We start from the raw sequence: 25915 nt of genomic DNA, 5'->3' as shown, positions 1-25915 counted from the left end.
TCCTTTGAATCGCTTTATTTGAAGTTGATATGAGGCTGTTTTTCAGGAGCATTTGTAGACTTTTTTGTATTGTGGGTATTTGCCTGCTAAGCTTTAATGCTCCATTAAACGCTCAAGATCATACAGTTGCCCGTAAGTGGATGGAAGAACTGCTGCATTCCATCAGAAATGATTTAGCCAGACCAACTGTTCACGCCAGAAATCTATTTCATCTTTCGGCTGCCATGTATGATGCCTGGGCTTTTTTCGATGATACTGCCGAACCATATTTGCTCGGTAAAACTGTCAACGGTTTTACATGTGATACTGAGTCTTTGAAAGCTTTTGATAAATCACGAGCCAATCTAGATGAAGTAATCAGCCATGCTGCATACACCATTTTAGATAAGAGGTTTCAAAAAGCCGAACGCTATGCTAATCTCTCGTTCAGGTATAGAAGATTAATGGAAGACCTCGAGTTTAGAGGCCCTACGAATCTTCGAGACATGTCAAATGGCGAATCATGGGCACTGGGCAATTTTATAGGTCAATGTTTAATAGACTATGGATGGAAAGATGGTTCTAATGAGTTAGATAGTTACGCAAACAAGTTCTACCAACCAGTTAATCAGCCTATTGCACCCCAACTACCCGGAAACCCTAGGATAACTGACCTCAACAGATGGCAACAAATAGAATTAGAAGTCTTTGTAGGTCAAAGTGGGTTCGAAAGCGGAGAAATGCAGCCCTTTCTAAGTCCTGAGTGGGGAAATGTTTATCCTTTTGCTCTTACGGCTAAAGATAGGGTGAAAAAGAAAAGAGATGGAAGTTCGTTTTGGGTATATAACGATCCAGGTGCGCCACCTAGGTTTGACGATTTTGAGAATGGAGGCCATGAATTCTATAAGTGGAATTTTGAGATGGTTTCCATTTGGAGTGCACATTTGTCTCCGTGGGATAATGTAATGTGGGATATTTCTCCTGCCTCTATTGGTAATAGTTCAGCATTGCCTAATAATTGGAGTGAATACCCGAATTATTACAAAAGATTAGAAGGTGGTGATGGAAGTAGAGGGCATGAGCTTAACCCTTCAACCGGATTGCCTTACGAACCTAATATAGTACCAAGAGGAGACTATACGCGAGTTTTGGCTGAGTTTTGGGCAGATGGTCCCGACTCCGAAACACCGCCAGGCCATTGGTTTACAATTCTAAATTACGTTTCGGATCATCCGCAGTTGGTGAAGAAGTTTAAGGGAGAAGGAGAAGTCTTAAATGATTTGGAATGGGATGTAAAGTCTTACTTTATGTTGGGTGGCGCCATGCACGATGCCTCCATATCAGCTTGGAGTATTAAAGGGTTCTATGACTATATAAGACCAATTTCAGCCATTAGGGGTGTGGCAGACTTGGGTCAGGCAGTGAGCCCGAGCTTTCCTAACTATGATGAAAGGTCATTTGGTTTAGAACCAGAATATGTAGAGGTGGTATTGCCTGGAGATGCCCTAGCTAGAACAAATAATACTGCTGTAGATAAGATTAAGTTGAAGGCTTGGAGAGGCCCAGGTTATATCAGCGATCCGACTAATACTCAAGCTGGAGTAGGGTGGATCCTTGCTGAAGATTGGTGGCCCTACCAGCGACCAACATTCGTTACACCTCCTTTTGCCGGCTATGTTTCTGGGCATTCCACATTCTCTAGAGCAGCAGCAGAAGTGTTGACCATGTTTACTGGTGATGAATTTTTTCCGGGAGGTATGGGAGAATTCATCGCCAGAAAAAATCAGTTTTTGGTGTTTGAGGAAGGGCCATCAGTAGATGTAAAGCTGCAATGGGCTACATACCGAGATGCCTCAGACCAGACAAGTCTCTCCAGAATTTGGGGTGGAATACATCCGCCAGTAGATGATATTCCAGGTAGAAAAATTGGGATCAAGGTAGGTACTAAAGCCTTTGCTTTTGCTGAGAAGTTCTTTAATGGAACTGTACCCGATAGTTTTGGTCTGAGCAAACTGAGTGTAACTGCCGCACCAAACCCTGTTGCTAGAGGTGAAGTGCTCAATATTCAGGTTTTTGAGAATATTGAAGAAATGCAGTTTACTCTAATCGATGCTAATGGTGGAGTGGTAGAAGATGTAAATATTACCAACAGCAATAATTCGGTTCAATTAGAAACTGAAGGTTTAGCAGCGGGCATTTATGTGCTTAGGTTAAATAATGGCGCTGTGGGAGAAATTATTCGTTTTATTATCAGATAATCAGGTAATTACCTAATTGCATTCTAGCCTTTCTTTCCTTTAGAATTTAAACTAAGCTTTGTTTTATAGTGAAAATGGAACCTTTCAATGGTATGGGTAATTAAAAATACAATTAGGACTTTTATATATTTTAGCTACATTTAAGACTTAAATAAAAAGTTATGGGAAAAAGTTCACTAGGGGAGTTTGAAGAGGTGGTGCTTCTTACGGTAGCAGTACTCTACGAAAACGCTTATGGAATTTCCATTAAAGAAGATATCGAAAAGAGACTGGCCAGAAAGGTAAGCGTGGGGGCTATGCGAACCGCGCTGAGTCGCTTAGAAAAGAAGGGCTTTTTAAGATCCGAATTTGGAGATGCAACACCTGAAAGAGGCGGAAAGCGCAAGCGCTTTTACAAAGTGACTCCTCACGGAAAGAAAGCTTTAGAGCAAGTGATGGAAACACGTAAGAAGCTCTGGGAGGCCATTCCTTCAGTTGCATTCGATTTTTAATAGGTCATGAGCGGTCAAACTCAAATATCTCCACCAAAATTACCACTTAGGTTCCTTCGCTGGTTCTGTAGCCCCGAGCTTCTAGAGGATGTGGAGGGAGATCTGAACGAGCTTTTCTTGCTTCGTTCTTCAACAAATAAATCAAAAGCGAAATGGCTTTTTACAAGAGATGTATTCATGCTGTTTCGCCCAGGTATAATTAGGCAAATCAATTTATTCAAAGGTCAAAACAACAACGTTATGCTTAGTAATTATTTAAAAATTGCATTCAGAAATGCCCTGAGGTACAAGGGCTATACCTCATTGAACTTATTGGGTTTAGTTGTAGGAATAGCATCATGCATGCTCATTCTTTTATGGGTAAACGATGAACTTAAGGTCAATAAATTCCATGAAAAGGGAGATCAGATTTATCAGGTTTTCAGAAACATGAAACAGTCTGGTGGAATGGTAAACACCACTGCTTCTATTCCAAAACCAGTTGGAGATTTAGTAGCTGAGGAGTATTCAGAAGTTAGTCAAGTGGCTCAATTGAGCTGGCTCATGAACATGGATCTGAAGATAGAAAATGAAGCAATTGAGGAAGAGGGACGTTTTGCTAGTCCTGAGTTTCTGCAAATGTTCTCTTTTCCTCTTGTTATTGGCGATAAAGAAGGCGCTTTAAGCCAACCTAACCATATACTAATCTCTAGATCGGTTGCTGAGAAGTATTTCGGTGAAGATTGGAGAACAGAAGCGGTTGGCTCTACAGTAAAAGTAGAAGAACAATTCGATGTTCAAGTGACCGGAGTTTTTGAAGATACTGATGAGAAGTCTACACTAGACTTTGATTGGCTTATTGCTGCCCAAGCATTCTATGCTGCTAACGATTGGGTAGAAGATTGGGGGAATGGTGCTTTCGAAACTTACCTACTTATTCCTGACCAAACCAAGGTACAAGCAGTGTCGGATAAAATTCTGATGGAGATTAAAGATCATACTAAGGGTAACCCCAACTCTGGAGATGAAGAACTCATCATTCAAAAATTCACTGATACATATCTCTATTCAAAGTTCGAAAATGGAGTAGTAGCTGGAGGTAGAATTGACTATGTAAGGATTATGTCGGTTGTAGCCGTTTTCATACTACTGGTAGCAAGCATCAATTTTATGAACTTAACTACCGCCAGGTCTAGCAGAAGATCTAAAGAGATTGGTTTGCGCAAAGTAATGGGAGCTGCTAAAAAGTCTATAAGAGTTCAATTCTTTTTAGAGGCTATTATGCTCACCACCGTGGCTGTAGCCGTCAGTGTGCTAGTAGTTATTTTAGTCCTTCCTTTGTTCAACACAATTGTAGATAAATCACTCATATTAGACTTTTCTCAAAGCACTACTTGGTACTTTATCCTAGGGCTAATCTTTGTTGTGGGAACGCTCTCTGGTGCTTACCCTGCACTTTTATTGCCAACCTTCAATGTTATTCAGTCCATTAAAGGAGGCATAATAAAGCAGTCTAGCTTTGCTGTTTTCTTCAGGAAAGGGTTAGTGGTTTTTCAGTTTGCTATCTCTACGCTACTAATAATCGGTACTTCTGTCATTTATCAGCAAATAGATTATGTGTTGAATAAAGATTTGGGGATGAATAAAGACAACCTTTTAGCTGTAAGCCTTGAAGGAGATTTGGCAAGCAGGTTGGAGACTTACAAAAGCGAGTTGCTTCGCTTGCCTCAGGTAACTCGTGTTTCGGCCGCTTCTGGCAATCCACTAAATTATGGGAGATCAACAAGTTCAGCCAATTGGGAGGGTAAAAATCCAGACGAGGGCTATGAAGTAAACGTGATTCTGACTGATGAAGACTTTGTGCCGGCAACAGGTATGGAAGTGCTACAAGGCAGAGGGTTCGATAGTCAATTAAAAGATTCTACCAATTTTCTGATCAATGAAGTGGCGGCAGAGCTGATGGGCTTTGATGATCCTATTGGTAAAAAACTATCCTTCTGGGGGATTGATGGGCAAATAGTAGGGGTGGTGAAAAACTTCCACATGAGAGATTTATACGAGCCAATTGCGCCATTGATTATAACATGTATAGATCCTAGTGCCTCTTCTTTAGTGCTTATTCGTACCGATGAAAACACAACCGATGCACTGGCTGCCATTCAAAAGGTAACAGAGCAAGTTAACCCAGAGCATGACTTCGACTATCAATTCATAGATCATGCTTATGCAGAAAGTTATGCCAATGAACGAACTATGAAGACATTGGCCAATATTTTCGCGATGGTTTCTATAGTCATCTCTAGTCTTGGCTTGCTGGGTTTAGCCTCTTATTCTGCCGAGCAAAGGTCTAAGGAGATAGGGGTGAGGAAGGTGCATGGCGCTTCTATTGCACAAGTATTAATGCTCTTGTCCAAAGACTATGGGAAGCTAATTCTCATAGCCTTTCTTTTGGCGATTCCGTTTGGATATTACTTTACGCAAGATTGGTTAAATCAATTTGAGTTCAGGACAGCATTAAACCCAGCAGTATTCGCTCTTTCTGGTTTAATTGTTTTGGCAATTGGTGTAATTACCGTAGCTGCTAAATCTTATCAAGCAGCATCTGTTAACCCAGTAAAGAGTCTAAAAGAGCAGTAAAATCCCAACCTAGTGTATTAAGGCTGCTTCTCGGAAGTGGCCTTTTTCATTTAGGAGCAAACTTATTCGAGTTCTTTTTACTGTGCCCTTTTTGGTGTTGTCACCAAAAAGTCTTGCTCAACTATTACTCTTGTTGATGTTTCTACCAACAAGCCTCTCTACTTAGCCATTAAAACACTCCATATAATGCGAGAGAAAAGGGAAGTAGTTGGTGTTATCCTCATAATATGAAGCAGAAGAATAATAATACTGAACGAAGTCGTCAGAGAGATTCCATTTTCCAGAAACAGGGTTATGGTGAATATAGTCTAGCTTTTGTTCAACAACCTGCCTGCTCCAAAGGTCAATAGACAATGAATTTCTCTGCCAGAACTGGTGCTTTCTGTCTTTGAGATTTACTTCAAATTTTTCTAGCATCCCTGAATTGGAGTCTTTAAGCTTAAACCTGAATTGTTGCCCTGTATATTTGAGAAAATCTCTCTGAACATCTTCCAGTTGATGAGAAGGGTCAATTTTCCAAATCAAGTGAATATGGTTTGGCATGATCACAAAACCATAAATTTCACATCGTTTTTCTCTTACTAAATAGGTTAGGGAGCCTGTAATGATGTCTTTAAATCTGTCGTCAAATAGTATGGGAGTCCACTTATAAATAGTAGCTGTAAAGAATTGAATGTGATGTGTGTGCATTGATGAATATAGAAAATTAACCGAAGTAATTTGATGCTCGTTGGTGACAACACCAACGAGGGCTCGGAAATGGCCTTTTTCATTTAGAAGCGAACTTATTCGAGTTCTTTTTACATATTGTCGGCTAAATAATCAATACAATACCTATGATCTCCAATTTCATCGTCTTGGTGATATTTTTTGGCGTGTTGGCCCTCTGGTTATACATTGGTTACGACACTAAAGTAAAGCCACATATAGATAGGCGAGCACAAGCAAGAATGCCATTTGGCTGGGAAAACATTCTATTAAGAAAGGTAAGTTTCTACACTCAGTTGAGTAGCAACGATAAGGTGAGGTTCGAGCAAGATGTGATTCAGTTTCTGTCTCAAGTTAAAATAACTGGAGTTCGATGCGAAGTAAATTTGGAAGACCGATTATTAATAGCCAGCAGTGGCGTTATTCCGCTTTTTGGTTTTCCAGCTTGCACCTATAAACACCTTAAAGAAGTGATTCTCTACCCAAGTTCATTTAATAGAAGGTTTCAATTGAACGACCCTGATGAGCAAATTACTGGATTGGTTGGCACTGGAACTATGTATGGAAAGATGATTCTTTCTAAGCCAGCACTTCATGAAGGTTTCAATATTGGAAGTGATAAACAGAATGTAGGTATTCATGAGTTTATTCATTTGTTCGACATGGAAAATGGCTTCATAGATGGTGTGCCGCCCGGATTTGAAGAAAAAGCATTTGCCTTGCCTTGGCTACAATTTGTTCATACTAAGATTAAGGAAATAGCAGACGAAGAGTCAGATATACGAGTGTACGGATCTACAAGTGCTATTGAGTTTTTTGCCGTAGTAGGGGAGTATTTCTTTGAACGACCAGATTTGTTGAAGCGAAAGCATCCTGCACTATATAAGGCATTGGTGAAGACTTTTAATCAGGATACTGCAGAGTTTTTGAGCGATAACTTCACCATAGAAGACATTGGTAGAAATGACCCTTGCCTTTGCGGCAGCGGCCTAAAGTATAAGCTTTGCTGTTGGGTAGATTGAGTTTGTCTCAAGCACGCACTTATTGGCCCATTGAGTTGAGTTTGAGTCTTTACTCCTTCCTTTAAACAAGTCAGGAGCTTTCAATAATGAAAACTCCTGACGGAACCTTAGAGTCTAGCGATAGGCTAGAACCCATTAATCTTCGATATAACCTTTGCCCCTTTAGTTGGCTGGTTCTAACCAGTACTTTCTGAGCTGAAGTTGTTTCTCGGTTGCATTCTGGTTGAACTGTAGGGAAGGAGGGATCTTAATTTCAATTTGCTTGTTCGGAGCTGAAAGCTCTACCTTCTGACCTGCTCCATCGACCTCTCTCCAAACAGTCATGGTGTAGGTGTCAAGGCCAGGAATTTTTTGAACTTGACCACTTAAGAAACCCTGAATTTCTGGGCCGTAAGCAGGCATAGCTTCTCCATTCATTTCTAGAATAATATCACCTTTTTTTAATCCGAGGTTTTTTCCCATTTCGTCTAAACCAGACTCATTTGAGATGGCCAACATTTGCTTACCATCATAGTCAGCTAGGGTAATGTTAGACTGATTAAAGATCAGTGAGAATTGTCTGGTTGTACCATTGTCAACCACATCTACTCCCACTTTGTCAAAAATTTCTTTGTAAGGGATGGTTTCGCTACCTGCTACATAGGTTTCGAAGAATTCGCCAATTTCTGGATAAGTCAAACCTACAATCTCATCGAATAGCTCATCATCTTTAAACGATTTGTCCTTGCCATATTTTGCTGATAGGTCGGCCATCATGTTTTGCACACCATAAGCACCATTAGAAAGCTCTCTAAGCTTAATATCTAGGGCAGCACCTATTAGCGCTCCTTTCTGGTATACATTGTAGTATTGGTCTTCATATTCATCTAGCGCACCAAGGCTTAACTCAGTGAAAGGTAATTGATCTTTGAACTGCTGAGATACAATCAGTTTTTCTTCCAGCATGGCCAAATATTGCTGTGGGCTCACCAAACCGTACTTAACCTGCACGCTCCCTGCAAAGTACTCCGTCATTCCTTCATACATCCATAAGTGACGAGACATTTTAGGATCGTTAAAGTTGAAGCTTCCAATTTCTTCAGAGTGAATATTTAGTGGGGTAACAATATGAAAGAACTCATGAGCGGCAAAGTCTCTTAGCTGTTGTTCCATTTGCTCAATGGTTTGCTCAGGCATATAATAGAACGAGCTATAAGAGTGCTCTAGGGCTCCGTAAGAGCTTACTGGTTGATCAGTAAAATAGAAGATGAAAGCATACTTATCTACGGGAAGTTTCCCACCTAAAAACTTGTTTTGGGCTTCTAAAACTTCTTCAATACTCGCTGCAATTTGCTTGGCTGTAATCATCTTGTTAGGGGAGTAGCTAGCAACTAAAACATCTGTATTGGCTACTTTAATAATGGCCGTATCTGCTTCGCTAAACATCAGAGGCGAGTCAATCAGCTTATCGTAATCTTCTACCACAAACTTATCTGCACCAATGTTAGCTTCTGTTCCGACAGAGTTGTCTTTAATGATCTTCCCAATGATCGGTTGGTTCTTACTATACTGAAGTCCGGTGGCTCCGTAGAAATGCTTGTCTCTTATAAAGGTGAGTTCAAACTCTTCTTTCTTCATTCCTTCGAAATAGCCAAAGAAGCCAGAAGTATTAATAACAAAGTTCTTATCGTCTTCTATGTTGGTTCCGGCAGGTTGAAAAATAGAAGGTCCAGGTTTTTCTGTATCATAAGTGTCTTCTACCCAATAGGTGATTTTTCTAACTTTTCTAGCCTTAGAGATTTTCCAAGCGTTGTCATCTAACCTTTCAACCTCTAACTCATTACCTCGCTTATCAAAGGCTTTAAAGTCTGAAACCATTCTTCCGTAGTCGGCTATGGCATAGGTGCCGGGTACAATCTTAGGCATATAAAACGTGGCTTCATTTTTTCTGACTTTTGGAGTAGCCAGAGTCACCATCACTTTGTCGTCTTTTACATTAACTAAGTCTACGGTATATTTATAGGGGTCGGCTGCAAATAAGCTTGTTGCTAAGAACAGCGCCATCAGCACATAATTCAATCGCTTCATTCTATATTGTTTTAGTAATCATTTAATGGACGCCAAAGTAAGCGTATTGTTTTCACTGCGATGTTAACAAACGCTAAAAAATAATAGGGTGTTTAATGTTGCCTATTCTTCAGGGCTTAGTTCAGAAGTTAGCGGAAAGTGAAGTTGAAAGGCTGTGCCTTGCGAAGATGTTTCAACGCTCAGCTGACCTTTATGGAGTCTCATAATTTGTCTGGAAAGAGAAAGGCCAATTCCGGAGCCGCCTTCTTTGGTAGAGTAGAAGGGGACAAAAATATTCTCTAGTATTTCGTCTGGAATTCCTGGGCCATTGTCTTCAATTGTAAGCAAAACCTCATGTTCAGAGTTCTCTAGTTTTACTCTTAGCTCAGAGTTTACTGTGTCTTTTATAGCTTCAATAGAATTTTTGATCAAGTTGATTAAAACCTGCTCTATTAGGTCAGAATCGATGATTATTGAGGTGTCGGTTAAAATAGCATATATTTTTATGTCGCTCCTGTCTAGGTCTGATTTGAATAAGTTTAAAGAATTATTAATCAGAGTTTTAATATTGGTTAGTTTAAGTTTAGGTTTTGGTATTTTAGTGAGTTGGTCATAAGTGGAAACAAAGTTGGCTAAGCCCTTACTTCTGCTCTCTATGGTTTCAATTCCGCCTACAATATCTTCAATGGATTCCTGATCTAATTTGGTTAAATCTACATTGCCATTTTCTGTACTGAGCATCTGTAGAATTACTTCAGAGAGCGTTGATATCGGGATAACAGAATTCTTGATTTCGTGAGTTAATACTCGAATAAGCTTTTGCCAAGACTCTATTTCATTAGCTTCTAATTCGCTTTTGATGTCTTGAAATGACACCAACTTATAGTCCTTTCCCTTCAACTTAAATTCGGTTACAAGCATTGAAAGGTTCATCAGCTTTCCGTTGAGATTGGCTTTAATCAATTCCTTTTCGCCATTGCTCATCTTAAGAATTGATGAGGTAATGAGAGGTGAAATGCTTTCTAGTGTTTTGAAGGAACTGATGCGCTGTTTGCCGAAGAGTGATGTGGCTGCCTGGTTGAAAAGCTTGATTTTATAGTCTGAGTCGAAGCAGATAACTGCCACTCTCACATGTTCAACAATGGTTTGTAAATAGAGTAGGTTAGAGGCTTTTTCTCTACTCAAATCTTGCATTACCTGGTTAATCTCATGAAAGGCGTAATTGAGATCTGACTTCTTTTTGAAATGGTAGGTATTTGTGAAGTCTCCCTGCTTTATAGCAAGTAGAAAATAGGCTAGTTCTCTTCTAGATCGCTCAACATATCTAATGAGGCTAATGAGTGTGATTATCCAAGCTAGGATGAGCCAAAAAGACACCAGCCAGAAATGAGTTGATGTAATAACATAAACTGCTGAGTAACCTAAAATCAACAGTAAGATAATACGTATAATTATATTGATTCTGAAGTATTTATACTCCATTATTTTACGTTTTTATTTACATAAAAAACGAGTAATCTCAAGTCGGTGTCCAGCATAGTTGGACAGCCCCAGCGAATACCAAAATTGATATTCATGAGACTGGATTCTTGATAGGTATAAATTGAGGTGGCGGCTTTGTAGCCTAGTAAATCAGTTTCCAGACTTATTGGGTCGTTGGTACCAAAGATGTAGTTCTCTTGCTGGTCGCGTACATCAAAGAACATATAACAGTCAGTTTTGGCCAAGAGGTACATGCGAACCGTTGTGTTGTCGTCAATTCGAAGGTGAGCTGAAGCGGAATTGTCTATTCCTTTCAAAGCGTACTTATAAGTGCCAAAGTACACCCAATCGTTTGTCTCATCTTTGAGCTGACTTTCCTTTATCATTTTTGCTACATCATCAATATTCTCCTCTTGTGCAGCAAGATTAAAGCAGAGGAAAAGGCACAATAAAGCAATGAAAGACTTCATTTATGTTTTGGTCGAGAACTCTAAAATAGTCACAAATGCTTAAAGGTAAGCGCTTAGAGAATTAAAAAGCGTTAGAGCTATTTTAAAGCTTGTATTTCTCCATTTTACGGTATAGAGTACTCCTACCTAGTCCAAGTGCTTTGGCGGCCTTAGTGAGGTTCCCTTCAGCGTTTCTGATGGCATTTTGAATGGCTTGCTTCTCCATATCTTCCATGTTGAATGTATCTGAAGTAATCACATTCTGGTTAGGCCTTTCTACCAGTAAGAAATCTTCAGGAGCCAAAAGGTGAGAGTTAGACATAATGATGGCCCTTTCTATGGCGTGTTGCAACTCACGAACGTTCCCAGGCCAAGAGTACGCTTTGAGCTTGGTTAAAGTGGTTTCGTTAAGGCGCATTCTCTGCTTCTTATACTTTTTGCCGTAGAGCTTTAAAAAGTGCCTTGCTAGAGGTTCTATGTCTTCAACTCGTTCTCTAAGTGGAGGTAACTTTATTTCTACGGTGTTGATTCGATAGAGTAGGTCTTGACGAAATTCTTTCTCTTCCACCATTTCGTATAGAGGCATGTTCGTAGCGCAGATCAGTCTTGTATCTAGTGGGATAGCTTTATTTGACCCCACTCTTGTAATCTGTTTGAACTGAATGGCAGTGAGAAGCTTAGCTTGCATTGAAAGCGATAGGTTACCAATTTCATCTAAAAACAGGGTGCCTTTATTGGCTATTTCAAAACGTCCGGGTCTGTTTTCTCTTGCATCGGTAAATGCACCTTTCACATGGCCAAAAAGCTCTGATTGAAACAAGGACTCGCTAACCGCCCCTAGGTCTACTTTTATAAAGTTTTCATCCACTCGGTTAGACTTGTTGTGTATTGCTCTGGCAATCAATTCTTTGCCAGTTCCGTTTTCCCCCAGAATGAGTACGTTGGCATCTGTTTTCGCTACCTTATCTATGGCCTCAAAAACAGGCTTCATCGCGGGGCTAACTGAAATAATATCGTTGAACTCTCTTTGCTGGTCTTTAACCACAATCTTCTGTCCTGCTTCGGCTAGTGCCAACTTTCTCTTTGCTTGACTAAGCTCATAGATTGCGGTAACCGTAGCCAAGAGTTTCTCCTTTTGCCAAGGTTTTACAAGAAAGTCTACTGCTCCCTCTTTCATAGCTTCTACGGCAATATCTATATCGCCATAAGCTGTATTCATTAGTACATGGGCTTCAGGGTCTTTTTCTAGTACTTTGCGCAACAGCTTTATGCCTTCCTTCCCGCTAGTAAGTCCGTAAGAGAAGTTCATGTCTAACACAATTACGTCATACCTATCTTGATTAAGCAAGAAATCTAGCTTTTGAGGATCCTTTTCAGTAATTACCGTTTCAAAGTGTTGTTTAAGTATCATCTTGGCAGTGTAGAGGACTCCTTGGTCATCGTCTAGCACAAGAATTTTACCATCAATTTTAGACATGCGAATAGGGAAATAGTGAGTTCGATGGCGAAAGTAAAAATTGTATCATTATGAGACAAGAGAACGTTTCAGTTTGACACGAAATAGTTGATTAGTGGTTCGGTATTAAATGTAAGTTGCTGTTAATGAGGTTTTTGTTTTTGTGGCATGGAACTGGCAAAATAAGCTGTAAAATTCGCACAGATGCTTAGTAATCACTTCAAGATAGCCGTTAGGCTCTTTATCAAATATAAAGTTTACTCTGGTATAAATCTTTTGGGCTTGTCTTTGGCCTTTATGATTTGCTTTTTCTGCTTTCTATATATTCAGGATGAGTTGAGCTATGACAAATTTCACACAGATGCTGAGAAGGTATTTCTGATTGCTAAAGTCAATTACAAGGAGGATGTAAAGGAGATTGAGTCGAGTATTTTGAATTCGAAGCCTCTTGAAGGGATTAGCAAGTCAGTTGCTAACAATCTTCCTTTTCTAGAGCAGGCAGGCAGTACGATTCCAGAGATAGAAAATCTAGTTAGAATTCAGGCGGGTTACATAACCCTCGAAAGTGAAGGAGAAGAGTTTAAGGAACTTGCTCAATACATTGATCAAGACTTCTTCTCTGTGGTTGATTTTCCTTTTATTGATGGGAAAGTGGAGGATGTGATGTCTGATCTGAAATCTGCTGTGGTCTCCGAAAAATTCGCAATGAAGTATTTTGGTAGTGTAGATGTGGTTGGGAAGGAGTTGGTATTGAAAGGAAATGATGGTCCATTTCTTATTTCTGGAGTTATATCCACAGCTAGTAATTCTGTCATTGATAGAGATGTATTTCTTCGAATTGAAAACTCCCAATTTCTTGAAGATGAGTATTACAATGGATGGGGCTTTAACGCTTTTATAGCTTTTGTAAAGCTCAATGATTCTAGAGACAAGGCGATTGTTCAAGAGAAACTAAGAGATATTGAAGCAGATCATGATGGCGCTAGTGGGCTATCTAAGCTAAGGGAACGATTGAATTTAGCAGAAGATAACCCAGTTTATACCTACCAGCTAAAGCCAATAGCAGATATTTATCTCGATCCCACCATTGTGTTTGGGGATAGCTCTTCATTTCTATACTCCCTCATTTTAGCCGGCATTTCATTGATTATCTTAATTATCGCCTGTATTAACTATCTAGCTATAAGTATTACGGCTTCTGCTGGTAGAAGGTCGGAAGTGGCTATCCGCAAAGTTATTGGAGCCAATATTCTACACCTAAAAGGTCAGTTCTATGCTGAATCATTCTTACAAGTTAGTATTGCTGTGTTATTAGGCTTTACTTTGACTCAAGCCCTATTACCTAGCTTTAATGATTTAGCCGAAAAGGAATTTACGCTAACGCTTTTTGAGAACTTGAGATTATTGTTCGGGGGCTTACTATTTGGCGTTGCATTAACATTTTTTACAGGAGGGTATCCAGCTCAAATTCTATCCAGATTTAAAGCTCTAGCTGGCCTGAAGGGTAATGGCTCTCATAAAATTAGCTCAAAGCTTATTAAAAGCATGGTGGTTTTTCAATTTACACTGTGCCTGATGTTCATTTCTGTGGGCCTTGCCATGAGAGAACAGTTTGAGTTCATCAATAATAAGGATCTAGGTTTCGATAAGGAACAAGTAGTTTATGTGGAAGGCGTCTCAGGAAAGACTAACCTATTGAAAGAAGAACTAGCCAAATATCCATCTGTAATGATGGCAAGCGGAAGCTCAGGCATTTTTGTAGGTAGAATAATTCATGGAGTTGATCCTATAAACGGAGTTGAAAATAGAATTAGCTTCATTTCAATAGATTCGGATTTCTTCCAAACGCTTGGAGTTGATCTGGTAGATGTTGAAGGTGTGCAGAGTGTTGAAAAGGAGCAAATGGCTTCGGGAATGTCCTTCTTAAATGAAAGTTACCTGAATGCGCTAAAAGCTGATAGTCTAATGTATGCAGAGTCCATAGCCAGTATTGATGGTGTGGTGGTTGACTTTCACTTTGAATCATTACAAAATGAGATTGCGTCTCAAAAGTTTGAAATTACCGAGCCAGGACGTTTGTCTACTCTATTTGTAAAGCTTAGACCAAATCAGATTGAAGAGGGGTTAAGCGCCATAAGGGAGAGTTACGCGAAGATTACTGAAAAGCCATTGGAGGAGGTTAAGTTCCTAGATGAGTTTCTCAACTCAAGATATGAAGACAGTCGGAAATGGCAACGAATTGTAAATATATCTGCTTCTATTGGCCTTTTGATTGCTTGTATCGGGCTGTTTGGATTAACCGGTATGGGCATGGCAAATCAGATGAAGGAGCTTTCCATCAGAAAGGTCTTGGGAGCCAATGCCCGCGATTTAGCTTATGCGCTCAATAGGCAGTCATTTATCTTAATAATAGTGGCGTCAGTTATTTCAATACCAGTATCCTATTATTTGATAAAGAGATGGTTAAATGATTTTGCCTATCATGTAGATATTACGGCACAGGTCTTTGCTGTGTCGATACTACTCTTGGTTTTAATTACTCTCATAACCGTTACGTACCATTCCATAAAAGTCATTTTTACTAATCCGGTCAATATTCTCAGAAACGAATAAAATCACGATGCTCAAAAACTATTTCAAAACAACGCTAAGATCATTTAGAAAGAATAAAGCTTTCGCTCTGATCAATTTATTGGGGCTGTCTGTTGGTCTAGCAGCTTCAATCTTCATCCTTCAGTATGCCTTTTTTCATCTGAGCTTTGATAAATACAACAGTAAATCCGATAGAGTTTTCAGGGTAATGAATGAACGCTTTGAAGGTGATCAGATGATTCAACGAGGTCAGATAACTTACTCAGCAGTTGGTCCTCAATTGGCCGAAGATTACCCAGAAGTGCTTAGGCATACCACTGTAAATACACTCGGCACTAATGTGTTTCGCTACAACGAGCATGTTACTGAGGTAAATGCCACGCTTATGGTTGAGCCTAGTTACTTCGATATGTTTGATGTTGAGCTATTGGCCGGAAATCCTGAGACTTTGGTAAGCGATGGATATCAGGTGGTGCTTACAGAGTCTATGGCGCAGAAGGTATTTCAAACAACTGATGGTAATTGGACTGAGTACATCGATGAGATTTTGGAAATGGGTTCTAGCAGACTGCAATGGCAGGTAAGTGGTGTAGTTGCAGACCCTCCAGCGAACTCAAGTTTGCAGTACGAGGTGCTCATGTCTAGAGTAACAACCTTTACTTGGTGGGGAGAGTCGGCTAGGTTCAGTTGGAACAGTTCTGACTACTTCCATTACATAGAACTAGCAGATGGGGTAAGTCAAAAAGACTTTGAAAGTAAGTTAGAGGCCTTTTCTGCCAAATATTTCAGAGGAAATGAAGTGACTGGTACCTTTGAAGAGTTCCACCTGCAGCCTTTAGAAGAGGTTCATCTTTACTCAGATTATGAATATGAAATTCATCAAACTTCTGACGGGAGAATGGTCTGGATTTTAATTCTGATAGCAGTCTTCATTCTGTTGATGGCATGGATGAATTACGTGAATTTAACTACCTCAAGAGCATTGCAACGTGCAAAAGAAGTGGGAGTAAGAAAGGTAGTGGGTGCTAGCCGAAAGCAGTTGATAGGTCAGTACCTTACGGAATCACTAGTATTGAATTTGCTCTCGTTTGTGTTGGCCATCACCTTAATTCAGGCCTTACAGGTACCTTTCAACAATTTGGTAGGTGAAGATCTTTCTCTATTGGCTTTCATTAGCTTAAAAATGGCTTCTGTTCCAATGGCGGTTTGGGTGTTGATAATACTGCTAATTGGTTCGTTTGGTTCGGGAATTTACCCAGCTTTTGTGCTTTCTGCTTTTAAGCCAACACAAACGCTAAAAGGAGATTATGGTAAGAGTGCTCAGGGAAGAATATTACGAAAGTCTTTGGTTACGCTACAGTTTATACTTTCTACAGCATTGATTGCCGGAACGTATTTAGTTGTAAAACAGACTAGGTACATGAAAAATCAAGATTTGGGCATGAACCTAGAGCAAGTGGTTACGGTAAATGGGCCTTCAATCACTGACCTAGATACCACTTTCGTGACTCACATTCATGCTTTTTTGAATCAGTTGGAGCAAAATCCAAGAATTGAAAAAGCAGGCACTTCTACTACGGTTTTTGGGAACCGATTACCACGAACTTTCGGAGTGAAGAGAGTGGGCGATTCTGAAGGTCATATGTTGAATAGGTTAGGGGCGAATTATGGTTTCTTCGATGTGTATGAAATCAACTTTCTTGCTGGTAGACCTTTCAGAACATCAGACCATAACCTTGACCCTAGACTAATTAACAGCGCTATTCTGAATGAAAAAGCCTCTAAGATTTTAGGTTTTGAGTCTGCTGAAGATGCAGTTAATCAGAAGATTCAATTTTTCGACCAAGATTGGTTTATAGTAGGGGTTACAGAAGACTTTCACCACAGGTCTCTAAAAGAAAGCATTGAGCCATTGCTTATGCTGCCATTTTATAATGTGGGTGGAGATACTTACCACATCAGGGTTTCAACCGAAAATCTTAGCGAAACCATTGCTTACATTAGCGATACTTATGATCAATTCTATCCTGGAGACCTATTCGAGTACGGTTTTATGGATGCTAGATTTGAGAGTCTATATAAGTCTGATGTCCAGTTTGGTAAGGTCTTCAACCTCTTTTCTTTGCTCGCTATTTCAATCGCTTGTTTGGGTTTGTTTGGCTTGGTTGGTTTTACGGCCATGCAGCGAACCAAGGAAATAGGCATAAGAAAGGTTTTAGGAGCCTCTATCCAAGACATACTTCAGTTACTTTCTAAGGAGTTTCTATGGTTGATACTACTAGCCAACTTTATTGGATTACCACTAATTTACATGGCTGCCAGACAGTGGTTAAATGGCTACGAATATCAAACCTCAATCGGGCTGTTATTCTTCTTGCTTCCGCTAATTGCAGTGGTTTTGGTTTCATTGTTAATTGTAGTAAGTCAGTCACTTAAGGTAGCGAGCTTAAACCCGGTAAGGTCACTTCGTCAAGAATAGTGTTATGGTTGCTGCTAATCTTAAATATGCGTTTAGACAGTTGAGAAAGCAAAAGCTATTCGCTTTCATCAATGTCATCGGCTTGGCACTTTCAATGGTTGCTGGTCTGTTAATTTTTAAATATGTGAGCTTTGAAAAAAGCTATGACCATCACATAGAAGATACTGATCAAGTTTTTAGAATTTATAGGATTGATGATGGTGAAGACCCGTGGGATGGTGTGGCTTCGGTATTTCCGGGTATGACTCCAATAATTCGGAATTCAATTCCTGAGGTTGATAAAATTGCTAGAGTTATAGATTCTGAGAAGATCTTTCAATCCTTTGCTTTCACCCACTACACTTCGCAAGGTAACAGCACAACATTTAATATTCCGAATGGCTATTTTGCTGATGGTGATGCCATAGACATATTTTCCATGAATTGGATAGAGGGTGAAGGCATAGCCTCATTGGAAACCCCCTATGAACTGGTAATCTCAAAATCCTATAAAGAGCGATTCTTTGGAAATGAGCAGGCTTTAGGCAAAGTTCTCCATTTCAAAAATTATGGAAAGGACTTTAAGATTACTGGTGTTTTCGATGATCTACCAGAGAATACACACTTCAAATATAACTTACTTGTATCCTTCAAAAGCTTGCCTGCAGAATGGAATCTGGATAACTCTTTTGGTTGGGGAAACTTTTACACCTATATAAAAACCATACCTCACCCTGAAATTGATGAAGTTGAATCGAAGATCAATAATGTCTTTGTCAATATCGAAGATGCTTGGTTTCAAGATGAAGGAGTTACTTTTAAGCTTCAGAATGTCCGCGATATTCATTTAACCTCACATCATTCATTCGAACTTGAGGCTAATGGAAATAAGACTACTGTTGAGTTTCTTAGCATCATAGCAGTCTTCATCATGATAGTGGCTTGGGTGAATTACATTAACCTAAGCACTTCCAAATTGGTGGACAGAGCTAAAGAGGTTGGTGTTAGAAAAGTACTTGGTAGCTATAGAAAGCAATTGGTTTATCAGTTTTTGGTTGAAGGGTTTCTCATTAACCTATTGGCCATAATTACAGCGCTCACGGCCTTACAAGTAACTAAGACTTGGTTTGAGCAGCTGCTTGGTTTACCCATTAGCTTTTTCGATGAAGCTAATATTCAACAGACTCTAATTGTATTGTCAGGCTTTGCTTTAGGGGCAATGTTGTTTGGTCTTTATCCGGCAGTCCTTTTTTCGAGACAAAAGGTATCAAGCGTGTTAAAGGGGAAGGTGAGGGCTAGTAAATCGGGTTTAGTTCTCAGAAAATCTCTTACCATTTTTCAATACATAGTAGCAATTGTGCTCATTTTAGGAACACTCGCAGTGAAGCGGCAAATGAGCTTTATCCAAAGCCAGTCACCCGGAATGGATATAGATCAAACTTTGGTGGTGAAGAAGCCATTTATTGAAGCTGAGAGAAGGTCTATTGCAAAGCCGGCTTTCATCAATCAAATCAGTCAAATACCCAATGTAGCTGGAGTTGCAGCCTCTAGTGAAATTCCGGGCTATGAAATTGCTAGAATGCGCTGGATTGCTCTAGGTCCGGGAGAAGATGATTTAGCTATATATGCGAAAGACGTTGCCATCGATGAATCGTTTATCGATTTGTATAACATTAATGTGCTCTACGGAAGGTCGTTTTCGAAAGAATTCAACGATGCTCAGTCGGTAGTCTTGAGCCTTTCCACGGCCGAGCGCTTGCTGGGGAAAGAGGACTTGGCCTCATGGATTGATAGAACCATTTATTATGAAACCGAACCTTATAGGCTAGTGGGTATAGTTGAAGATATTAGTCAAGAATCATTGAAAGTAGGTGTTCAGCCTCATATTTACACTTATCATGATCGTGTCATTTACTACTCCATTAAGCTAAAACCTGAAGATATGCAGGCAACTATCGATGAGGTTCAGGCTGTTTTTGGGTCAGTTTTTCCTGAAAGCCATTTCGATTACTTCTTTTTAGATGAGTATTTCAACAGACAATACAAAGCTGATGCACTATTTGGTAAGATTTTTAGCTTCTTTTCACTGCTCGCCATTGTTATTACATCGCTCGGTTTATTTGGTCTTTCGTTATACAATATTACTCAACGTGCTAAAGAGGTAAGCATTCGGAAAATCCTTGGAGCCAAATTGCTTAGCTTGTTTTACCTACTCACCAGAGAGTATTTCTTATTACTAGCAGGTTCAATAATTGTAGCCGTACCAATTGGATATTACCTGATAGAGAATTGGTTAGTTGCTTTCGCTAATCGGATTACTGTTTCTGTTGACTTGTTTATTATTCCACTGTTGATTGTGCTGGTTTTAACTATTGTAACAGTAGCGTATCAGGTCATAAAAGCAGCAGATGCCAACCCTGCAGAAACTCTTCGTCAAGAATAAAAACTCAAAAGAAATGCTTAAGAATCACATCTTTATTGCCTTTAGAAACTTCAAGAAGAAAAAGGCATTCACCTTAATTAATGTGCTTGGCTTAACAGTCGGTATGACGGTCTGTTTGCTTATTCTAGCCTATGCAAAATACGAGCTGAGCTATGACCGATATCATTCAAATGCACCAGATATATATAGGGTTTCAGTGGACCTTTATTCGGGAGATGTTCTGAATACTAGAGATGCTCAATGTTATCCGGCAGTAGGGCAAATGGCGGTAGACAATTTTCCCGAAATAGAGGCTTACGCTATGGCCAGGCATTATGGTAGAATGCTATTGAAAAGGGACGAAATTGCCTTCAATGAAGACCGTTTATACTTTGCTAATCAAAGCTGGTTAGAGGTTTTTGATGCACCAGCCATATATGGCGATTTGAACTCGGCTTTAGATGGCCCTGATAAAATAGTGCTTACAGAGTCTGCTGCTAAAAAGTATTTCGGAGATAGTAATCCTGTAGGCGAAAAACTAGGAGTAGTGCCTGGAGGGGGACAAGTAGTTATGCAGGTTACGGCAGTGATTAAGGATGTTCCAAAAAACTCACACCTTACCTATGATGTTTTAATTTCTTGGGAGTCTGGTGTAAAGCATTTGGGATGGGAGTATGCTGAGTGGAATGCTAATAATGAGTTTATGTATTTGCTGGCCAATCAGGATATTGACAATTCATTTCAACATAAACTGAATGCGACTTACTTTGAGCTTACTGAAAAGTTTGAAGACAGGGGTGATAGCCTGGCCGTTCAGGCACTAACTGATATTCATCTTTATTCTGATAAGTCGTTTGAAGCCGAAGTAAATGGAGATGTTACCATAGTAAATATTCTACTCATTGTTGCAGCATTCGTCTTGTTAGTGGCATGGGTCAATTATATTAACTTGTCTACAGCTAAATCTTTAGAACGCGCCAAAGAAGTAGGAGTAAGGAAGGTTTTAGGAACTACAAGAGGCACACTGGTTTTTCAGTTCTTGATGGAATCTTTCATCATCAACTTGTTGGCCCTTGTACTCACTTTTACTTGTTTACAAGGTGTTCTGCCTCTTTTCAACAGCTTTTCTAGTTTAGATCTAGAGATTAATCTATTCAACGATGAACAATTGCTTTGGCAGGTTGCGCTATTCTATATCATAGGTTCATTAGCTTCAGGCCTTTATCCTGCTTTTGTACTTTCTAACTATAAGCCTCTTACGGTTTTAAGAGGAAAGCTTCGCGATTCCAAAAGAGGCTCTATTTTAAGAAGGGGCTTGGTTGTTTTTCAATTCCTTATCACAATGGTGCTGTTGGTGGGTACCCTTACCATCTACCTACAAGTAAACCATATGAGGGAACAGAAATTAGGTTTTGATAAAGAGCGATTAGTGGTGTTGAGAGCTCCGCTATTACCAGAATCGGATGAAGTAATAGCCACAAAGTTTAATAGTCTCAGGGCAGAGTTAAACTCACTGCCACAGGTTAAGAGTGTGGCTTTTTCTGAAACCATGATTGGAAGAGGGACAATTGACTTAAATAGTACCACCGGCATATCATCTATAGAGAATAACGCGGGGGGTGACCTTAACTTTTACATGTACAGAGTAGATAGCGCTTACCTGAGCACTTTGGGTATTGAAATTTTAGCAGGAAGAAATTTCAGTCATAATATGGATGCACCTGCTTTTGCAGATGATTCTAACCTTATAAGTGGCATTATTCTCAATGAAACAGGAAGAGAATTACTTGGATTCAACAGTAATGAAGAGGCCGTAAATAAACCAATTAAGTTATGGGGTAAAGAAAGAAGAGTGGTTGGGGTAATTGACGATTACAATCATAACTCGCTCAAGCTTAAGGTAGATCCATTGTTTATGATGTTTGATAAACATTTGACTGCTACAAACTTTATCTCGGTTAAGATAGCAGAGGGGACTGAAGATTATAGAGAGGTATTGTCTTCTATTGAAGACAAGTTCAGTTCTCTATATAAGGAGAGCGATTTTGAGTATTATTTTCTAGACGAGGCCTTTGATCAGCAGTATAAAGCCGATCAGCAATTCGGAACCATTTTCACCACTTTTTCCATCATTACCATTTTTGTAGCTATACTCGGTTTGTTTGGTTTAGTGCTTTATGAGGTACAACAAAGAATTAAAGAAATAGGTATTAGGAAGGTTTTGGGAGCATCAGTAAGCTCTATTATTGGATTGTTTTCAATTAGCTTTTTAAAACTCATAGGAATAGCAATTATACTTTCTATTCCCATTGCATTTCTAAGTATGCAAGAATGGCTTTCGGCTTATGCTTATAGAATAGAGCTAAATGTTGCACTGTTCGCTATTCCAGCAATTGTACTAGTTTTAATTGCTTTGTCTACTATAGTAATTCAGGCTTTAAGAGTTGCACAGGCTAATCCTGTAGAAGCATTAAGAGATGAATAAAATAAGGCCCCGATTTTCGGGGCCTCTGTCAACCAAACATACCATGCAAACTTAATTGCCACCTCCACGCCTGCGTTGGGCTGGTGTATTTTCCTTCTTCCAAGCTTCGTATTTTGTCCATTGCTCAGCAGAAAAGATTTCCTTCAATTTTTTGTCTAGCTCCTCTTGACTCTTTTCCATTGCAGTTCTCATGCCTTCTCTGTCTCTAGACTGCATGAGTGAAGCTAGTTTTTCTCTAGACTCTTTGGCATTTGCTAAGAGTACATCATAAGTTTTTTTGTGCTGATCATCGGAAAGGCCGAATTGTTCTTGAAAAGTTTCAGCTCTTTGCTTCGCCATTGCTTCTGGCTCCATTCTTTGGCCACCTTGACCTCGCTGACCACCTCTTTGGCCACCGCCTTGGGCGTGTGCTGCCATTAGTCCTACAACTAATAACATGCTTAACATTAATGATAACTTTCTCATGGGTTGGAATTTGCTCTTTGGACAGTAGAGCATGAGAAAGGTTTAAGCAAAGAAATGTTAAATTAAAAGGTGGATTTTATAAGGTAACCGTTGCTAAAAAAATAATCTGCGTTTACTGTTTTATAGTCTATATTCAGATTGCTTAACCTTAAACTAGTCAATTGAACAAATTTTTTAAAGGCCTTTTGGTCTGTCTATTACTATTCAGTGCATCATCTTGGGTTAATGCTCAAACAGAAACTGTTACAGTGAAAGGATTAGTAACTAACGCTTCCACGGGAGAGTTAGTAGATGGTGTTAATGTGGTTTATGAAGATGATAAGACAGTTGGTGTTTTAGTGAGCCAAGGTAGATTTCAATTAGATATTGAATCAACTCCTCCATTTTTCCTTATTTTTTCTGGTATTGGTTATCAAGAGAGGCGTGTGCAAGTAACCATTAATAACTTTCAAAATCTCCAAGTAACATTAGTGGAAAGCACTACTCAGTTAGACGATGTTTCCGTACTTGGAGAGAGTAATGAGGGAAAGGGTGCTGATTTGATCCTGTCGGCTTTTTCTCCAGATAAACTTACTCTTGCAGATTTAAAGCATTCGGCAAACTTAAACTTGTATGACGGACTTTCTACTCTTAAAGCTGTAGACTTAACTACGCAGAGTTATTTAGTAAAGACTGTAAATACTAGAGGGTTCAATACAACAGCTAATACTAGGTTTACTCAGGTGGTAGATGGCATAGATAATCAAGCCCCAGGTTTGAATTTTTCCATTGGTAATTTGGCTGGTTTAACTGACTTAGATGTAGAGTCGATGGTTGTAATACCTGGCGCTCAAAGTGCTCAATATGGTTCTGGTACATTTAATGGGGTGCTTCAAATAAATAGTAAAAGTCCTTTTGAGTATCCTGGTGTAGCGGTTCAGTATAAAGCAGCTTCTTTAGGCTTACAAAAAGCACCACTTGGGGGGTACGGAAGCAACGGATTAGCCAATGAGCTTGCATTTCGCTATGCCCACGCTTTTAATGATAGGTTTGCCTTTAAGGTTAGCACTACTTATATCAAGGCAGATGACTTTTTATCTAATAACTATAATGACGTTAATGGAGGGGATAGTGATTTGGATGATAATCCGAGTTATTCAGGGGTTAATGTTTATGGTGATGAAACGGGAGTCTTTTTATTTACGGTTATACCAGGTGAGTTTAAGTACACACCAATTTTTAGGACAGGTTATAAGGAGGAAGATCTAGCCATAAATAAAGTTGAAAACTTAAAAGCAAATGCTTCTTTTCACTTTAAACCTTCTGACAGTGAAGAGGTGATTGTTGGGCTTAACCATGGCTTGGCAGATGCTATGATAACAGGAGATAATCGAATAGCCCTTCGCGGTTTTTCTATTCTTCAGGGTAAAGCAGAATATCAAGGCAGAAAACTTAGTCTGAAGGGTTACTTTACCAAACAAAACTCTGGAGAATCTTTCGATTTGGGGCTTTTAGCCAAACAGATAAATCTCTACGCTAAAGACAATGCATCTTGGTTTCGTCACTATGAATCTGTCTATAAATATGGAACCATATTCGTAGACTCATTGGATCATAAACAAGCTAGAGAATTTGCAGATTCTGGAATAGGTAGAAGTGAATGGAAGAATAGGCCAGAAGCCAATAGCGATGAGTTCAATACTTTGAAGGCATCAATTGTTAACGATGCTGGGCCTTCTGGAGCTAGAATAGTAGATAACTCTGCAATGTACAACCTCTCTGCAGCTTATAAAGAAACTGGGTTGTTTAGCAATGCCGTGGTCAATTTTGGAGTGAATTTTCGTCAATACTTGCCCGAGTCAAAGGGAACAATATTCCCCGATACTTTAGGGAATGATATCAGTTTGTATGAAGCCAGTCTGTATAGCACTTTCGATAAAGAGTTTACTGAAGGGCTTAGGCTACATGGAGCATTGAGAGTAGATAAAAATGAAAACTATCCAATATTCGTAAATCCAATAGTGGCTATACTGAAAGATCTTAATGCTGAAACAAATTTACGGTTGTCAATTCAGAGAGCTGTTAGATTTCCTTCATTAAGAGAACAGTTTCAAAATCAAGACTTAGGTGGTAGAGTAATTCTAGGAGGGCTAGATCCAATTATTGATGGAAATGAGATTAGAGGAAATTCATTTACCATTTCTTCTATTTATTCCTTTAATCGGGCTGTTGAGGCAGATTTAGAAAAGTTTGATCAAGGAACTGCGGATTATCGATTAACACTAGCAGAGTTGAATAACCTAGATATATTGAAAGCTGGTATTATAACAAAGAATGAACTAAATGAAATCAGACCAGAAAAAGTAATTAGCCTAGAAGGAGGCTTTAAGAGCTTTCTATGGAAAAGATTATTTATAGATGTTGGCGGATACTATAATGGCTATACTGATTTTATTGGTATTTATAGGTTGGTTAGGGTACAGACTAGTCCATTAATAGATTTAGTTCAGGCCTCTAAACAAGTGAATAATGATTCTCAAAGTAGAGAGTATTATGTAGCAGGTAATTCTAAAGAGTCTGTAAGAACTTTTGGTTTAGAGTTTAATTCAGAGTACACACATAGACTATTCATTGCTAAGTTTAATGCTACTTATAACCGGCTGATCACCAATACATCTAGCGATATAACACCTGCATTTAATACCCCAGAGCTGAAAATGAATTTTGTCTTTGGCCAGAACAGTGTGTTAAAGAATTTTGGGTATAGATTTAATGTCAGGTATAGAGAAGGGTTCATGTGGGAAAGTGCATTTTTGGATGGAATGCTTCCAACATATACGGCCTTAGATTTTCAGTTAAATTGGCGATTGCCAAAACTCAATTCAGATATAAAACTAGGAGCAAATAATCTAACGGGAACCCGCTATACTAATCATTTTGGTGGGCCTACTGTAGATAGGATATGGTTTATAAGTTACACTTTTAATACATCTTCAAATTAGTATTT

The 25915-nt window shown here is 39.3% G+C and carries 15 protein-coding genes and 1 pseudogene; 10 read left to right on the top strand and 6 right to left on the bottom strand.

The window, feature by feature from the left end:
• Window positions 1–29: 29 nt before the first annotated feature.
• The 4 genes and pseudogenes from T7867_RS17265 to T7867_RS17255 all read left to right on the top strand — a co-directional run bounded on the left by T7867_RS17265 (window position 30) and on the right by T7867_RS17255 (window position 5344).
• Window positions 30–2237: a T9SS type A sorting domain-containing protein gene (locus T7867_RS17265; protein ID WP_322299602.1), complete on the top strand. Its 2208-nt coding sequence runs from the start codon at window positions 30–32 to the stop codon at window positions 2235–2237.
• A gap of 161 nt (window positions 2238–2398) precedes the next feature.
• On the top strand, window positions 2399–2728 hold the full coding sequence (locus T7867_RS17260) for a PadR family transcriptional regulator (protein WP_068221617.1): 330 nt from the start codon (window positions 2399–2401) through the stop codon (window positions 2726–2728).
• A 6-nt stretch (window positions 2729–2734) separates the two neighbouring features.
• A pseudogene (locus T7867_RS19715) lies at window positions 2735–2923 on the top strand (permease prefix domain 2-containing transporter); the annotation flags it as partial.
• A gap of 45 nt (window positions 2924–2968) precedes the next feature.
• Window positions 2969–5344: an ABC transporter permease gene (locus T7867_RS17255; RefSeq protein ID WP_322299601.1), complete on the top strand. Its 2376-nt coding sequence runs from the start codon at window positions 2969–2971 to the stop codon at window positions 5342–5344.
• A gap of 162 nt (window positions 5345–5506) precedes the next feature.
• Here T7867_RS17255 and T7867_RS17250 read toward each other — a convergent pair whose 3' ends face one another.
• Window positions 5507–6034, bottom strand: a complete 528-nt coding sequence (locus T7867_RS17250; RefSeq protein WP_068221621.1) for a transposase — start codon at window positions 6032–6034, stop codon at window positions 5507–5509.
• A gap of 146 nt (window positions 6035–6180) precedes the next feature.
• Between T7867_RS17250 and T7867_RS17245 the strand changes: the two genes are divergently transcribed.
• On the top strand, window positions 6181–7074 hold the full coding sequence (locus T7867_RS17245) for a M90 family metallopeptidase (RefSeq protein ID WP_068221623.1): 894 nt from the start codon (window positions 6181–6183) through the stop codon (window positions 7072–7074).
• A gap of 162 nt (window positions 7075–7236) precedes the next feature.
• On the opposite strand, the gene T7867_RS17240 is transcribed toward T7867_RS17245, so the two are convergent.
• The 4 genes from T7867_RS17240 to T7867_RS17225 form a co-directional block, all read right to left on the bottom strand.
• The gene (locus T7867_RS17240) at window positions 7237–9141 is read right to left on the bottom strand and encodes a M61 family metallopeptidase (protein ID WP_322299600.1); all 1905 of its coding nucleotides are present in this window, start codon (window positions 9139–9141) and stop codon (window positions 7237–7239) included.
• Window positions 9142–9243: 102 nt separating this feature from the next.
• Window positions 9244–10602 carry a sensor histidine kinase gene (locus tag T7867_RS17235; protein WP_322299599.1) on the bottom strand — a complete coding sequence of 453 codons (1359 nt, stop codon included), beginning with the start codon at window positions 10600–10602 and terminating at the stop codon, window positions 9244–9246.
• Complete coding sequence (locus T7867_RS17230; RefSeq protein ID WP_068221630.1) at window positions 10602–11072, bottom strand: hypothetical protein; 471 nt, start codon at window positions 11070–11072, stop codon at window positions 10602–10604. Before T7867_RS17230 ends, T7867_RS17235 begins: the two co-directional genes overlap by 1 nt.
• Before the next feature lie 82 nt (window positions 11073–11154).
• Entirely contained in the window at window positions 11155–12528 is a 1374-nt protein-coding gene (locus tag T7867_RS17225; RefSeq protein WP_068221632.1) for a sigma-54-dependent transcriptional regulator, read from the bottom strand.
• Window positions 12529–12711: 183 nt separating this feature from the next.
• On the opposite strand from T7867_RS17225, the gene T7867_RS17220 reads away from it, so the two are divergent.
• The 4 genes from T7867_RS17220 to T7867_RS17205 are packed head-to-tail and all read left to right on the top strand — an operon-like array spanning window position 12712 to window position 22464.
• Window positions 12712–15120: an ABC transporter permease gene (locus T7867_RS17220; protein WP_322299598.1), complete on the top strand. Its 2409-nt coding sequence runs from the start codon at window positions 12712–12714 to the stop codon at window positions 15118–15120.
• A 7-nt stretch (window positions 15121–15127) separates the two neighbouring features.
• Window positions 15128–17578 (top strand): ABC transporter permease, encoded by a 2451-nt coding sequence (locus T7867_RS17215; RefSeq protein ID WP_322299597.1) that lies wholly within the window; start codon window positions 15128–15130, stop codon window positions 17576–17578.
• Window positions 17579–17582: 4 nt separating this feature from the next.
• On the top strand, window positions 17583–20000 hold the full coding sequence (locus T7867_RS17210; protein ID WP_068221637.1) for an ABC transporter permease: 2418 nt from the start codon (window positions 17583–17585) through the stop codon (window positions 19998–20000).
• Window positions 20001–20013: 13 nt separating this feature from the next.
• On the top strand, window positions 20014–22464 hold the full coding sequence (locus tag T7867_RS17205) for an ABC transporter permease (protein ID WP_273513059.1): 2451 nt from the start codon (window positions 20014–20016) through the stop codon (window positions 22462–22464).
• A 51-nt stretch (window positions 22465–22515) separates the two neighbouring features.
• On the opposite strand, the gene T7867_RS17200 is transcribed toward T7867_RS17205, so the two are convergent.
• Window positions 22516–22929 carry a hypothetical protein gene (locus T7867_RS17200; protein WP_157717641.1) on the bottom strand — a complete coding sequence of 138 codons (414 nt, stop codon included), beginning with the start codon at window positions 22927–22929 and terminating at the stop codon, window positions 22516–22518.
• A gap of 161 nt (window positions 22930–23090) precedes the next feature.
• Here T7867_RS17200 and T7867_RS17195 point away from each other — a divergent pair, with 161 nt between their 5' ends.
• Complete coding sequence (locus T7867_RS17195; RefSeq protein ID WP_068221643.1) at window positions 23091–25910, top strand: TonB-dependent receptor; 2820 nt, start codon at window positions 23091–23093, stop codon at window positions 25908–25910.
• Window positions 25911–25915 lie beyond the last annotated feature (5 nt).

Origin of the sequence: Roseivirga spongicola (assembly GCF_034376045.1) — a bacterium.
In the GTDB taxonomy this organism is placed as follows: domain Bacteria; phylum Bacteroidota; class Bacteroidia; order Cytophagales; family Cyclobacteriaceae; genus Roseivirga; species Roseivirga spongicola.
Note: the sequence above shows the minus strand (reverse complement) of the source record. Positions and strands in the feature narration are given on the sequence as shown.